The 13,659-nt window shown below is 60.1% G+C and carries 17 protein-coding genes; 9 read left to right on the forward strand and 8 right to left on the reverse strand.

The window, feature by feature from the left end:
• Window positions 1–4 precede the first annotated feature (4 nt).
• Window positions 5–433 carry a hypothetical protein gene (locus AC0L2U_RS27320; protein ID WP_127268879.1) on the forward strand — a complete coding sequence of 143 codons (429 nt, stop codon included), beginning with the start codon at window positions 5–7 and terminating at the stop codon, window positions 431–433.
• A 111-nt stretch (window positions 434–544) separates the two neighbouring features.
• Here AC0L2U_RS27320 and AC0L2U_RS27325 read toward each other — a convergent pair whose 3' ends face one another.
• The 4 genes from AC0L2U_RS27325 to AC0L2U_RS27340 all read right to left on the reverse strand — a co-directional run bounded on the left by AC0L2U_RS27325 (window position 545) and on the right by AC0L2U_RS27340 (window position 3,604).
• On the reverse strand, window positions 545–703 hold the full coding sequence (locus AC0L2U_RS27325) for a hypothetical protein (protein WP_127268877.1): 159 nt from the start codon (window positions 701–703) through the stop codon (window positions 545–547).
• Window positions 704–787: 84 nt separating this feature from the next.
• A complete protein-coding gene (locus tag AC0L2U_RS27330) occupies window positions 788–1,258 on the reverse strand; it encodes a YbhB/YbcL family Raf kinase inhibitor-like protein (protein WP_127268875.1) in 471 nt (156 codons plus the stop codon).
• A 46-nt stretch (window positions 1,259–1,304) separates the two neighbouring features.
• Window positions 1,305–1,511, reverse strand: a complete 207-nt coding sequence (locus AC0L2U_RS27335; protein WP_013531530.1) for a hypothetical protein — start codon at window positions 1,509–1,511, stop codon at window positions 1,305–1,307.
• Window positions 1,512–1,612: 101 nt separating this feature from the next.
• Window positions 1,613–3,604, reverse strand: coding sequence for a protein-L-isoaspartate(D-aspartate) O-methyltransferase (locus AC0L2U_RS27340; RefSeq protein ID WP_127810342.1), 1,992 nt, complete (start codon window positions 3,602–3,604; stop codon window positions 1,613–1,615).
• A gap of 262 nt (window positions 3,605–3,866) precedes the next feature.
• Here AC0L2U_RS27340 and AC0L2U_RS27345 point away from each other — a divergent pair, with 262 nt between their 5' ends.
• From AC0L2U_RS27345 to AC0L2U_RS27360, 4 genes are all read left to right on the forward strand, one after another.
• Entirely contained in the window at window positions 3,867–6,278 is a 2,412-nt protein-coding gene (locus AC0L2U_RS27345) for a phosphoketolase family protein (RefSeq protein ID WP_473602901.1), read from the forward strand.
• Complete coding sequence (locus AC0L2U_RS27350) at window positions 6,275–7,453, forward strand: acetate/propionate family kinase (RefSeq protein WP_127810344.1); 1,179 nt, start codon at window positions 6,275–6,277, stop codon at window positions 7,451–7,453. The genes AC0L2U_RS27345 and AC0L2U_RS27350 overlap by 4 nt, the downstream gene beginning before the upstream one ends.
• Before the next feature lie 163 nt (window positions 7,454–7,616).
• Entirely contained in the window at window positions 7,617–7,901 is a 285-nt protein-coding gene (locus AC0L2U_RS27355) for a hypothetical protein (RefSeq protein WP_245481724.1), read from the forward strand.
• Between the two features lie 46 nt (window positions 7,902–7,947).
• Window positions 7,948–8,202, forward strand: a complete 255-nt coding sequence (locus AC0L2U_RS27360; protein WP_473602916.1) for a DUF6894 family protein — start codon at window positions 7,948–7,950, stop codon at window positions 8,200–8,202.
• Between the two features lie 63 nt (window positions 8,203–8,265).
• Here the strand turns inward: AC0L2U_RS27360 and AC0L2U_RS27365 are convergent, their stop codons facing one another.
• The 4 genes from AC0L2U_RS27365 to AC0L2U_RS27380 form a co-directional block, all read right to left on the reverse strand.
• The gene (locus AC0L2U_RS27365; protein WP_127810345.1) at window positions 8,266–8,430 is read right to left on the reverse strand and encodes a hypothetical protein; all 165 of its coding nucleotides are present in this window, start codon (window positions 8,428–8,430) and stop codon (window positions 8,266–8,268) included.
• 152 nt (window positions 8,431–8,582) lie between these two features.
• A complete protein-coding gene (locus AC0L2U_RS27370; protein WP_127320534.1) occupies window positions 8,583–8,783 on the reverse strand; it encodes a KTSC domain-containing protein in 201 nt (66 codons plus the stop codon).
• An 80-nt stretch (window positions 8,784–8,863) separates the two neighbouring features.
• Entirely contained in the window at window positions 8,864–9,298 is a 435-nt protein-coding gene (locus AC0L2U_RS27375; protein ID WP_292139803.1) for a GFA family protein, read from the reverse strand.
• 80 nt (window positions 9,299–9,378) lie between these two features.
• Window positions 9,379–9,678 (reverse strand): PRC-barrel domain-containing protein, encoded by a 300-nt coding sequence (locus AC0L2U_RS27380; protein WP_127395993.1) that lies wholly within the window; start codon window positions 9,676–9,678, stop codon window positions 9,379–9,381.
• A 614-nt stretch (window positions 9,679–10,292) separates the two neighbouring features.
• Here AC0L2U_RS27380 and AC0L2U_RS27385 point away from each other — a divergent pair.
• The 4 genes from AC0L2U_RS27385 (at window position 10,293) to AC0L2U_RS27400 (ending at window position 13,443) form a co-directional block, all read left to right on the forward strand.
• Window positions 10,293–10,997, forward strand: coding sequence for a Crp/Fnr family transcriptional regulator (locus AC0L2U_RS27385; protein WP_164873984.1), 705 nt, complete (start codon window positions 10,293–10,295; stop codon window positions 10,995–10,997).
• A gap of 392 nt (window positions 10,998–11,389) precedes the next feature.
• The gene (locus AC0L2U_RS27390; RefSeq protein WP_127398381.1) at window positions 11,390–11,995 is read left to right on the forward strand and encodes an alpha-ketoglutarate-dependent dioxygenase AlkB; all 606 of its coding nucleotides are present in this window, start codon (window positions 11,390–11,392) and stop codon (window positions 11,993–11,995) included.
• Between the two features lie 520 nt (window positions 11,996–12,515).
• Window positions 12,516–13,133, forward strand: a complete 618-nt coding sequence (locus AC0L2U_RS27395; protein WP_128288709.1) for a flavodoxin family protein — start codon at window positions 12,516–12,518, stop codon at window positions 13,131–13,133.
• Between the two features lie 145 nt (window positions 13,134–13,278).
• Complete coding sequence (locus AC0L2U_RS27400; RefSeq protein WP_013531546.1) at window positions 13,279–13,443, forward strand: DUF3309 family protein; 165 nt, start codon at window positions 13,279–13,281, stop codon at window positions 13,441–13,443.
• Window positions 13,444–13,659: the final 216 nt, after the last annotated feature.

The raw sequence follows: 13,659 nt of genomic DNA on the forward strand, positions 1-13,659 counted from the left end.
GGCCATGAAACATCAAACACTCGACCAACTGCATGCCGTCGCCAAGATTGAATCGTCGGCTGCTTATTCCGCCATGACACGAAATCAGCGCATAGAGCGCTGGGCTGAACTGCTGGAGCGTAATCCCGAGCGATGCCTTGGGGCGTTTGCAGGCACCGAACATCTGCACCCTGAAGCACGTTCATTGATGCGGGGCGAGGGAACGGCAATTTCGGTCGCCTTCGAGGATCCAGTGCTGCGCGCATCGGGTTTAAAGGACGACACATACGGTGAGGCAAGGCGCTTTTTCGAGCTGAACGACTGGCAGCTGCACGACATCGTCTGCGATTGCCACGTCGGCTCAACCATGAAAGCGCGCTGGGCTGCGACGCGGGTCCGCTCAGCCATCAGCGGCAGGTTCTTTGCGTGGTTGCGGCAAAGGATAATGCGCTGACCGTAGTTGGGGATCGTCGTCGCTTCGGTGCGGCATACGATCCCCTGTCTTGCCGATTGGATGTCTTGCCGATTGGATGTCTTGCCAATCGGATTGTCTTGCCGACGCGGATCAACGCTTGTCCTGGTACAGCCGGTTGGTCGCCCGGTCGCTCTCCCGTTGTTCGGCGGGTCCACGCCGACGGCGTGCGATAACGGCATAGGCCATCAGCACGATCAGCAGCAATGGGCCGCCGGCAACGACGACCAACCACATGATATCTCCAAACATGGCGGCATCTCCTTTCCCAGACAACCGGCGAGGAGGAGAACCGTTCCGTGCAGCAGGCCACCTCGGTCGCCCCTGGTCATTAACTTACGAATTGCGTTCGTAGGTTCCGATGAGTTCAGCCTGCTCAAGCGAATGTTTCTGCGCCTCCCGCCAGATGCGCTCGATGCCCACGCTGGCTGGAATGGCAAGGCTCGGCGTGTCGAGCGCGGCCAGCCGGAAATGGTAATGGTGAACGCCATGCCCGACCGGCGGTTCAGGGCCGTCGTAATAGGCGTTGCCAAAATCATTCGTTGCTTGCCTGAGGGCGCCCGGACCCGGCTTGCCGCTTTCGGCCTCGGGAAGTTCCCTCGTGTCCGGGGAGATGTTGAACACCGCCCAATGACCAAACGTTCCGCTCGGCGCGTCAGGATCCTGAACGACGAGAACGAGGCTCTTTGCTTCGTCCGGCACTCCAGACCATTTCAGCGGCGGCGATACGTTTTTGCCGTCTCGTGTGTATCTTTCGGGAATTTGTCCGCCTTCGGCAAAGGCGGCACTGCTAAGGGCAAGTGGCATGGTTCACTCCTTCCGGCGAAGTTGATCGCAGCGACGCGCAGGGCAGCTATTTGTTGGTCCGCATTTTTTGTCTTGGATCGATCCCGCCAGCGGCGGTCGTGTCGTTTTCGACGTCACCTTCGACCGTGTTCTCGCCTTCAAGCTCGAACTCTTCGCCTTCCTTGATCGTTCCCTTGGAAGTCCCGATACCAGGATTGTTCGCCAAGTCGGCATCGCTCGGTTTCTTCCATTTCGGATGTTTGGTTCCGGTCATGAGAAAACTCCTTCGACGGGGATTGCAGTTTTGAAATCGCAGACCGGATAGTTCGTTCCGGTTCCACGCCTCAGCTTCTTCATTGGTTCGCCGCGCGCCGGCTAAAGCCCGAAGGGGTAGGTGTCGGGAACGCCGGTTCTTGCATGCTCCGGGCCAAGCGGCGTCACTGCCGCGGTTTTGTCGAACCATAGGAACGCGTCGAACTGCCGGGGCAGGGAAGCGTCCGCATAGTGGCTGCCCAGCTCGGTTTCCGGCCGGTAGATCACCCCGATGAATCGCTCCAGCCTGCGTTCCAGCAGCCGCTCACGCAGCGTTGTGTCGCGCCCGAGGTCGAGCAGGAACCGCGACACAAGGGAATCGTGGCAAAGCCGTTCGTAGCTGTCGGCGTGCGACGCGCGGATTTGCTTCACCTCCATTTTGCCGTCCCAGTCGCTGGCGGCCGCTACAGTGCCGGAATGCGTGCCCATACCGATCAGCGCTGCCTCATCCCCGAAACGCTGCCGGCAGAGCTGGCCGATGTTCAGTTCGTCCCTGACGACGCCCATCTCGGTAAAGCGGGCATCGCCGATATGGGAATTGTGCGCCCACACCACGGCCTTGGCGTTGGGGCCGCCGGCATGCAGCAAATGTTCCAACGTTTCGAACATGTGCGTGTCGCGCAGGTTCCAGGACTCCGCGCCGCCATAGTACATGATCCGGTAATAGTGTTCGGCGGACGCGATCAGCCGGGCATTCTGACTGGCGTCGAGAAAGTCGGTGCCGTCCCTTTTTGCATATTCGAGCTGTTTGGCGAGCAAGTCCCGGCATTGTTCCAGCACCGCTTTCTCGCATTTTTGATAGCCGGCGGTGAGCACCGCGCGGCCGTAGGTGGACGGATCGTGTTGCCAGGGCGTCAGGCAGCCATAGCGTTCGCGCGCGATCTTGGCTGCCTGGGGATCGACCCGGTCGAGATAGTCGAGGACCGCGCCGATGGAACCGCTCATATTGTAGATGTCGAGGCCGTGGAACCCTGCTTGCGCCGAAGGCTCTAGCTTCTCGTTGTGACGGCGCATCCAGTCGGTGAAGGCCGCGACATCGGTGTTGCGCCACATCCAGGTCGGAAATCGCTGGAATGGCGCGCCAGTGCCGGTTCGCGGCCGACGATGGCGAACATAGCGGTCGATCGCCGCTGCGTCGGGCCAGTCTGCCTCGACCGCGACGATGGTGAAGCCGTGGCGTTCGATGAGCCTGCGGGTGATCGCCGCGCGCGCCCTGTAGAATTCGGACGTGCCATGGCTTGCCTCGCCAAGCAGAACAATGCGCCGGTCGGCAAACCGATCGAACAATGCGCCGAAGGCCGGATCGTCGAAATCGGGCAGGGGTTCGGCCGCGGCCGCGATCATATCAGGCAGGCTGATCGGATGGGGATGTCGAAGCGGACGACCAACGTCGGTGGCCGTGCCGTTTTCCGACCAACCCTGCTCGCCGATCAGAGGGACGAAGCGCACGCCGCCGAAATCCTCCTCGCTATAGGTTGCGGCGCCTGTCCGGGTGACTTTGAGCAGACGTTGCAAATCCGGGTCGTCGCCGACCGGAATGACGAGCCTGCCGCCGACATCGAGTTGCTCCTGAAGGGCGAGCGGTGCGCCGGGACCACTGGCTGTCACCACGATGGCGTCGAACGGCGCCGCCTGCGGCCAGCCCTTGGTGCCATCGCCTGTCCGAACCTCGATGTTTTGGTAGCCGAGTTTTTCAAACCGCCGCTTCGCCGTTTCGGCCAAACCGGGATGACGCTCTATCGTGTAGACCTGTTCGACGATCCGGCTCATCACCGCGGCCGCGTATCCCGAGCCGGTGCCAATTTCGAGCACATGGTCACCCGGTTTGACATCCGCCATCTCGATCATGAACGCGACAATGTAGGGTTGCGATATGGTCTGGCCATCGGCGATCGGCAGCGGCGTGTCTTCGTAAGCAAATTCCTCGAAGCCGGGTTCGACGAAGGCCTCGCGTGGAACTTCGCGCATTGCCTGCAGAATCTCACGGTCATGAATGCCACGCCGGCCGACATGGATATTGACCATTCGATCACGGGCACGAGGAAGATCGAGCATCTTTTAGCTCCCTTTGGTGCAACGCTTCGAGGCTATCCTTCGCGGTACCTGCCTTGAGCCTGGCCTTCGCGATTCCAGTTTCTAACCGCCGGAGTACTTCAAGGTTCCCGCCTATTTGCGGACAGGGCCGCAAAGCCGGCTGAGATGGCGTCCGGTCTCTCGGCCGCGTGGGTCGTGACGCCGACCCGAACGCGGCAGTCGGGGGTTGCTCAAGCGCAAAGATGCCCCAGTTATCACCAGCGAACCGAAGCTGGAGATGTCGATGAACGACAAGGCTGCCGCGACGCCGCAGGCCATCGGCCACGAACGGATCGACCTCATGGACCGCTACTGGCGCGCCGCGAATTACATCTCGGTCGGCCAGATCTATCTGCTCGACAATCCGCTGTTGCGCGAACCGTTGAAGGCCGAACACGTCAAGCCGCGGCTGCTTGGCCATTGGGGCACGACGCCGGGGCTGAACTTTCTCTACGTGCATCTGAACCGCGTTATCCGCGAACGCGACCTCGATGCTCTGTTTATCTGCGGGCCGGGCCATGGCGGCCCCGCAATGGTCGCCAACACCTGGCTCGAGGGCACCTATAGCGAGATATATCCCGATATCGGGCAGGGCGAAGACGGCCTCAGGAAACTGTTCCGGCAGTTTTCCTTCCCCGGCGGCGTGCCAAGCCATGCCGCGCCCGAGACGCCAGGCTCCATCCATGAGGGTGGTGAATTGGGATATGCGTTGGTTCACGCCTTTGGTGCGGCCTTCGACAACCCGAATCTGGTGGTTGCCTGCGTCGTTGGTGACGGTGAAGCCGAGACCGGTCCGCTCGCGGCGGCATGGCATTCCAACAAGTTCCTGAACCCAGCCTCGGATGGCGCCGTCCTGCCGATCCTGCATCTCAACGGCTACAAGATCGCCAATCCGACAATCCTCGGCCGCATGGACGATCAGGAGTTGCGAAATCTTTTCGCCGGCCATGGCTACGAACCGTTCTTCGTCGAAGGCCACGAGCCGCTTGCCATGCACCAGTCGATGGCCGCGACACTCGACACGGTGCTCGATCGCATCCGGTCCATTCAGGAACAGGCACGGGCTCCGGGATGGCATGGTCAACGCCCGCAATGGCCGATGATCGTGCTGCGCAGCCCCAAGGGATGGACAGGTCCCAGGGAGGTCGATGGCGAGAAGGTTGAGGGTTTCTGGCGCTCGCATCAATTGCCGGTGTCGAACGCACGCGGAAATGAGGGCCACCGCAAGATCCTCGAAAACTGGATGCGAAGCTACGAACCGGGAGAGCTGTTCGATGAAAGCGGGCACCTGTTGCCGGAGCTCGCGGCACTTGCCCCAACAGGGACAAAGCGCATGGGCGCAAGCCCGTACGCGAATGGCGGACTGTTGAAGCGCGATCTTGTTCTTCCCGACTGGAAAAGCCTGGCGCTGGAAGTGCCTCGTCCGGGAGGCGTCATCGCTGAAGCGACGCGGATTTGCGGAAGCTATCTTCGCGAGGTGTTCCGCCTCAATGCCGAGGCGCGGAATTTTCGCCTGATGGGGCCGGACGAGACGTCATCCAACCGCCTCGACGAGGTGTTCGAAGTTACCGATCGGCTCTGGATGCAGCGCATTGAACCCTACGACGTCCATCTTTCCCGTGACGGACGTGTCATGGAGGTACTCAGCGAGCACCTCTGCCAGGGCTGGCTTGAAGGCTATCTGCTCACCGGCCGCCACGGCCTGTTCTCCTGCTATGAAGCCTTCATCCACATTGTCGATTCGATGGTCAACCAGCATGCCAAATGGCTGAAGACCTCCGGCGAGCTTGCCTGGCGCAAGCCGATCGCCTCGCTCAATTACCTTTTGACCTCGCATGTCTGGCGGCAGGATCACAATGGTTTCAGCCATCAGGATCCGGGCTTTGCCGATCTGGTCGCCAACAAGAAGGCCGATACGGTAAGGCTCTATTTTCCGCCGGATGCCAACACCCTGCTGTGGATCACCGATCATTGCCTGAGAACCTATAACCGCATCAATGTCATTACCGCCGGCAAGCAGCCGGCACCGCAATGGCTGTCCATTGAAGAAGCCGAAGCGCATTGCAAGGCGGGGGCGGGCATCTGGGAATGGGCCGGTACGGTTGCTCAGGGCGAGGAGCCCGACGTGGTCATGGCCTGCGCCGGCGACGTGCCGGCCCTGGAAACGCTGGCCGCGACCGACATTCTGCGCTCTGCGATCCCCGACCTGAAAATCCGCGTCGTCAACGTCGTCGACCTGATGACGCTGCAGTCCAACACCGAGCATCCGCACGGGCTCGCCGATGGAGACTTCGATGCGTTGTTCACGAACACACGGCCTGTAATCTTCGCCTATCACGGCTATCCCTATCTTATTCATCGCCTGACCTACCGTCGCGCCAACCATGACAACATGCATGTGCATGGCTTCCGCGAGGAGGGCACCACGACGACGCCGTTCGACATGGTGGTGCTCAACGAACTCGATCGCTACCACCTCGCGCTTGCCGCCATCGAACGCGTGCCGGGACTGGCCGAAAGGGCCGAAGAGCTTGCCGGCGAACTCCACGGCCGGTTGGTGAAGCACAGGGCTTATGTCCGCGAGCACGGCGAGGATATGCCCGAAATCCAGAAATGGAGCTGGCCCGACAAAGGCGCGGCAAAGGCGCGCCAATGATGCGCCAATCGATCCTGGCATTGAATGCCGGTTCGTCCAGCATCAAGTTCGCGCTTTACGATCTTGTCTCGTTGCAGGCTCTGCAGCTCGTTTCGCGCGGCACGTTGGACCTGGGCGACACCCCCACCCTCCGCGCAAAAGCGGCCGACGGAACGGTGCAGTGCGATCGGCAGCTCGCCACCGACGGGCCGCGTGACGCAGCCATAGGCGAGATGCTGAATTGGGTGCAGGGCGAAATTGGCGAAAGGAACCTGCTCTGCGCCGGCCATCGCATCGTGCATGGCGGAAGCGAATTCATCGAACCTGTCCGTCTGACCCCGGACATCATCGACGCCATCGACAGGTTGACGCCGCTCGTTCCGCTGCATCAGCCTCGCAGTCTTGCGCCGGTCCGTGCAATAGCCGCCTTGCAACCGGACCTGCCACAGGTCGGATGTTTCGACACCGCTTTCCACCAGACGATCGATCCGCTGGTGCGGCGCTTCGCCCTTCCGCGCCAATATGAAGGGCAAGGCTTGCGCCGCTACGGGTTTCACGGTCTCTCCTATGAATACATCGCCGGGCGGCTCAGCGGGATATCGCCAACTCTTGCGGCGAAACGCACCATCGTCGCCCATCTCGGCAATGGTGCCAGCCTTTGTGCTTTGCAGCAGGGCAAGAGCATCGATACGACGATGGGGTTTTCGGCCCTGGATGGCCTCGTCATGGGCACGCGGTGCGGCGCCATCGATCCCGGCGTGCTGTTGTACTTCCTGCTGGAAAGAGGCATCGCGGCTGAGGAGCTGCAGACGATGCTCTACGAGAAGTCGGGACTGCTCGGCGTATCCGGTATTTCGGGCGACATGAGGACGCTGGAAGCGAGCAACGATCCTCGCGCCCAAGAGGCGATGGCGCTTTTTGCCTTCCGCGCGGCGAAGGAAGCAGCAGCGCTTGCAAACACGATGGGTGGTCTTGAATGCCTCGTGTTCACCGCCGGCATCGGCGAACGGTCCGCGTCCATCCGCAAGGCCATATGCGAAAAATTGACCTGGCTTGGCGTGGTGCTTGAAGAACGCGCCAACGACATCCACGCCGAAATCATCAGTCGTCCCGAGAGCAAGGTGGAGGTGCGCGTGATTGCGACCAATGAGGAAAGTGTCGTTGCACGTCACAGCCGTAAGGTGATGCAAGCCTGAAGGCTCGCCATTGGCATCGGAAACTCGGCGTCGGTTCGGCTCGGCAAAAGCGCGGGCAAGGGCATTCCCTGTACGAAAATTACCAAGCAAGCGGTCGGGGGAACCAACTGCCCATGGAAATATTGTGCGAGCAATCTCGGCTAACCCCGAGACCGTCGGCACGATGATCACGCCGACAGCCATACTTCAGGCATTGGCTGAGGAATCCATGTTTACGGACGATGTTGCGGTGAGGCGCCTGAAAATCCTGGTCCAGCAATATGTCGAGACACGCAAGAAACGCCACCATGTGATCTCTACCGCCAAGGCCGGAACCGCAATTCGGGAGGTGATGCCAAGTTGCCCGCTTTCGGGAGAGGCCTTCGATGATCTGATTGCGGCCTGCGCCATCGAGCATGGCCTGGCTGTGCTCTTCGACAATCCAGGTACATCAGGCACTGAAATCTGAGGCTGGCGCTTCCGATTCTATCATCGCAATGAGGAGTTCAGTCGGCATGTCCAGGTACTTTTTCGACCTTCGAGATGAGAGCGGAAGCTTGCAGGAGGATCCCGAGGGCCAGGAATTTTCTGATCTCGCGAGCGCCGAGGAAAACGCGATGGCGTCGGCGAAGGAAATCCTCGCCGAAGAGCTGCTGCATGGCAAGCCGCTGCGTACCGAATTGGCCTTCGAGATTTTTGACGAGAACCGCAACCTGGTGCTGCACTTCCCCTTTGCGCTCGCGGCCGAAAAGGCCGGCGAACCCCCTTAATCCCGAATTGCCTGGCGGCCGATCCCCTGCATGGGTCATGCAAGCCGGGCCTCAATGCGGATCCTATCCTTCCGCCTTGAAGTTTCTGGCTTCTTTTTCGACCTTGGGGCTGTCATTGCCATGCTTTTGCATAAGCTCCTTGGCCTGCTTGGGTGAGACGTCGGTGGTCTCTGCCAAGCGCAGCGCCTTCTTGTCCTTGCTTTCGGTCTTCTGCTTCTTGGCCGTCATGGCTCTTGAACTCCTTTGTAGGCTGTTCCGATCGATCTTTGCCGGTCCCGAGCATATCCAGATGAATTGTCATTGCCTGGTTTGCTTCGACGAGACGTCAACGAGACGGTGCGGGTCAGGTTCCGTGCATCGTCTGCTCATGTCCGAACTTGTCACGCCACGCGGCGGTACCGATGGCGATCTCGGATGAATTCATTGAAGAAGCGGCCTTTTGAGGAAGCTTTGGTGAAAGCGGCATAAGTTACCGGAGCAACATCCTCATAGTCGTAACGTTTGCCGCTCGGAACAAACCAGACCGAGAGGATCCTGGTGGCGGGGTCGTATTGTGCGTTTCGGATCACGGTCGATGGCATGGTGGCACCCGACGGGTCTGCCCGAATAACCCGTTAGCGATCGTCAGGTTCCGCCGATGCCCTCGCGCCTTGCACGGCGACTACCGGTCGCGCGGGTTGCCCAACTTCGGGTCGCGCTTCCTCGAATATCGGTCGATGCGTGGCAGGCTGTCATCAAACTCGATGTACGGTAGCCTCAGATCCCAATAGGCATGGGCTTGCGGCTGAAAACCTTCAGGTTTGTCAAGAAAACCGACCGCCACGTAGAACTCGTCCGGCAGACCTTCGTCGCTATAGCCTATCGAGCTTCCACAGTCCGGGCAGAACGTGCGGGTGACGCCTGGCGTTTTGGAAAAGGCCTTCGGTGCCCCTCTAAGAAGCTGAAATTGCTCTGGCCGGTAACCGACCCAAATTGTCATCGGACTTCCGATGGCCCGGCGGCAATCGTCGTCGTGATCGTAGCATATCCAGAAAGGCTCTCCGTCCATGGCTGCGGCGATTCCTCCGCAGAAGCAGGCTCCGGTCTCGCGCCGCATCGTCTGTCAATCCTGTCGCGCCCAAGGACGTTCAGAGAGCGGCCGAACGGCCGCTCCCGTTCAAGGTGAAGTCCTCAAAATCATGCATCGTGATGCTCGGGCATGTTCTTGAGCTGATCCTTGGTCCAGTTCGTCACCGCGTGAACGTCGCCGTCTTCATCGCGCATGAATTCCAATTGGCTCGCGGGAACGGCCACCGGCTTGGCACCTATGCCGAGAAAGCCGCCGACATCGATGACGACCTGACTGGCGGCTCCAGACCCGTGGACATGCGAAACGCTGCCGACCTTGTTGTCATCCGCGTCGTAAATGGTGGCGTCTTCGAGAATGTCTGGCGTCAGTTCGGTGCTTGTGAGGCGTACGTGGTTGGTGTGATCCATCGTTCGGACTCCTGTTGGGTGGAATATTTGAACCTCTCAGCCGGGCAATCGTTCCGAAGAATTTCGGGGCGACGGACGGACGACGCAAGGACGCAAGAACCCTCAAATCAGCCTCGGCCCGAATTGACTCGCAAAGCTCTGTACGGAAGCGTACAAAGGGCAATCGTCAGCAGCACAGTTTGGGCGTTGACGCTTGGGAGTGACCATCGCTCTTGTCCATCACGAGGCATGGCGTTGCATGGCGAAGGAGCCCGAGCACCCCGGTCTGCCAGTAGTCGCGATAACCGCGCTTGCGCGGGATACAGGCGCCGCTGAACAACAGATACATGATATCATATCGCTCCTCGGGTTCGATCGCGCCTCTATCCTGCGGGAGGCTCGTTTGCTGGCGAAAGATGGTCAGCCAACAAGGCCTTCGAGTCTTCAGCAGTAACTGTCGGTTTCATACCAACACGCCGGCTCGTCTAGTGCTGCGCGAGACGAAGTCTATGGTTCGTTACCGTCCGCTCGTTCGACGGGCGCGGCCGGCTAAGAGATTCCAGTGCTCTTGCCCAAGGGAAAAGAGTCTCGTGGATTACCAGATACTGCAAGCCAAGAGCGAATTGCTTCGCCGCATGAGCGCGGACGATTTCGCGCGGCTGAGGCCACATCTGGCGAGCGTTTTCCTGGAGTTGCGCGCGCCGATGGAGACCGCGGGGCAGAAGATCGAGGCCGTCTATTTTCTGGAAAGCGGACTGGCCTCGGTGGTGGCGAGAACTTCGGCGGCGACCGAAGCGGAAGTCGGAATCATCGGGTTCGAGGGAATGACCGGCTCGGCCCTGGTCATGGGGGACGACCAGGCCAACTTTGACTGTTACGTCCAGTCGACATGCGAGGCCCTCCGGATGGAGGCTGCCCCCTTCGTCGAAGCCCTGGAGGACAGTCCTACATTGCGACCGTTCCTGTTGCGCTATGTCCAATATTTCCACGTTCAGACAAGCTACACCGCATCGATCAACGCACGGCAGAGCCTGGAAGTCCGACTGGCGAGATGGCTTCTGATGTGCAGCGACCGTACTGTCGGCGACCGGCTCATGATAACCCATGAATTTCTGTCCATCATGCTTGGTGTCAGGCGTCCGGGGGTCACCGTCGGCCTCCAGATGATCGAGAGTTACGGTTATATCCGGGCGCGCCGCGGAGAGATCACGATCCGCGATCGAGATGGTCTCATAAAGTTGGCGCGAGACTCTTACGGCCCACCCGAAACCCAGTACCGCCGGCTTATCGGAGATTTGGGCTCGAAGCATCCCGCGAGGCAGGAGCGGCCACTCGCTTGAGGGCCGGGGCCAACAGAGGCTTCTCCGCCACTGAACCGCCAAGAAGACATTTCGAGTGGCCGACGCGATGATGCCGGTGAGACACCGTTGCCCAAACCCGCGCCGGCCACCGCGGCATTTTTTGGGGATGCCGCGTTGCCAATCTAGTTGCTGACAAGCAACTGGCAACGGAAGCTGATGGTTCGGTAAGAATCGTACGTACATGGACGCAGCGTCCCTCGATCGCATTCAAGGCATGCCCGCGGAATCCTGGATTGAATACAGTCACCCCGATAGACTCCGGATTGACAGGCTTTGTCCGGTCAGTGCGGTGATATCCGCAGGGCGGAGTGCAGATTTGCTGGCTCGGTTCCGATATTGCCAGGCGGACTGGCCTTCACCATCTAGCTGGGATGGCGACACCCAAATCGAAAGCACTCGGCTCCGACTCATCCGGGCTCCAGCACGATCTCTTTGGTGCCGCCGACGACCTGCCGGAAGGTTTCCTCTACCAGCCTGATCTTATCACCGCGCAAGAAGAAACCGAACTCGCCCGGCATCTCGAAGGCCTGCCTTTCGAGGCGTTCGATTTCCATGGCCATCTGGCAAACCGGCGCGTCGTGGGTTTTGGCCTGCGCTACGACTACGATAGGCGCCAGGTGGTCGAGGCCCCGCCGATCCCTGACTTCCTGTTGGCCCTGCGCGACCAGATCGCGGCGTTGGCAGGCAAGCCCGCCGAGGCCTTCGCGCAAGTGTTGATCAATGAATACCGGCCCGGCGCCGGCATCGGCTGGCATCGAGACAAACCTCATTTCGAAGACGTTGCGGGTGTTTCGTTGCTGGCGCCTTGCAGCTTCCGGCTCCGGCGGAAGAATGGCGCCAAGTGGGATCGCCGGACCATCGTCGTCGAACCAAGGTCGGCGTATCTCATGACTGGACGATCGCGCACGGAATGGGAGCACAGCATTCCGCCAGTTGACCTGCATCGATACTCGATCACCTTGCGGACATTGCGCTAACTCCGCAGGAGCATAAGAACCTTCTTTTCCGCCGACGGCGGCGTGCCACGCGATCCACCGATCTCCGGAAGATCGAAAGCCAGCGTAAAGTATCGCCCGCCGAGTTCATCGATCACACCATCATAGATTTTCCGGGAATGGGGCCAGCGTGCAGAAGGATCAAGGCCGGCCGGCCCGGATCGCCGGCCGTGGATACCGCCAGCTGCATATCGCCTGCTTCGAGGGACGAGCATCGTTGATCCATTCTCAGGAATTCAGGAGAAAACGACGAGCGATCGACTAAGTTGCCCCACTGGTTGCAGTTCTCCAGCGGTGGTCAGTGCTCAAGAGCCAGCCGCTGTGTGCCGGCTGGACCGTCGCCACGTGGGAGGAGGGGCAATCTCGCCACCGGCCTGTTGGTCAGCCTGGCGGAACAAGCTTTCAACCCTGGCGTTAAATGCCGGGCGGTCCCGCAACGGGCGAATGGGCTGTCGCGAGGAAGTCGGGGCGATCGCAATTAGGACAATGCAGGGAGATCCAGATGCCGCTCACGGCCTTCGCACTTAATTGCTCGCTCAAAGCTTCGAACGACAGAGAAAAATCCTCCACCGATCGGTTGCTCGCCGATGTCCTGGCGGCGCTGATGCAATACGAGGTGAAGGGCGAGATCGTGCGTGCGCTCAGTCACGATATCAAACCCGGCGTGCTCTCCGACATGGGCGAGGGCGACGATTGGCCGAAACTCAGAAAGAAAATACTGGCGGCCGACATTTTCGTACTCGGGCTCCCGATCTGGCTTGGCCAGCCCTCGAGTGTGGCCAAGCGCGTCCTGGAGCGGATGGATGCGTTTCTCGAGGAGACCGATGACAAAGGGCGCATGCCGGCAGCAGGAAAGGTGGCCTTGGTGGCCATCGTCGGCAATGAGGACGGTGCGCATCACTGCCACGCGGAATGCTTTCAGGCACTGAACGATGTTGGCTTCACCATCCCGGCCAATGGCGGGGTCTACTGGGTCGGCGAGGCCATGCAGGAGGTTAACTATGTCGATCTGCCGGCGACTCCGGAAAAAGTCTCGGGTGCGATCGAAATGGCAGCATCAAACGCCGCCCATCTCGCTGGATTGCTGAAAGACCGGGGCTACTTGGGCATCTCGGGGTGACCTTTGTTCGCCTGACATCCTTCAACCTGGCAGCGTCGATGCGGTCTCAGTCGGGAACAGGAAGGCTTGTAGCGAGTTCATAATCACATCAGCCGGCGACCGCCGCTCCGTCTAAGGCGCGAAGCCGCAAACAGGAGAGCAAGTCATGGGTCTCGGCACAATTCTTATCATCATTCTGATTATTGCATTGCTTGGCGGTTTTAGTGGGCTTGGCGGCGGGCCATTCTACGGCACCGGCTATTACGGCGGGGGCGGCCTCGGTCTTCTGCTGCTTATAGTCATTATCCTGGTCGTGCTCGGGCGTCTCTAGCCCTCGCGATGCGGTGGCAGGGTGTATCACCTGCCGCTTGCAGTCCCTTTTGCGGGTTGCTTTGAATCCATAGCAGCCCAGCATTGGCGGTGCCCCCCCAGGGGGGGGGGCCCCAGCGCGGGGAAAAAAGGGGAAAAAAAAGGACATATTTTAAATTTAACGCTAAAACAAAAACCAACGGCCCGCCCCCAACACCAAAAAAAAGTATGGTTTGTT

The organism is Mesorhizobium sp. WSM4808 (genome assembly GCF_055811675.1).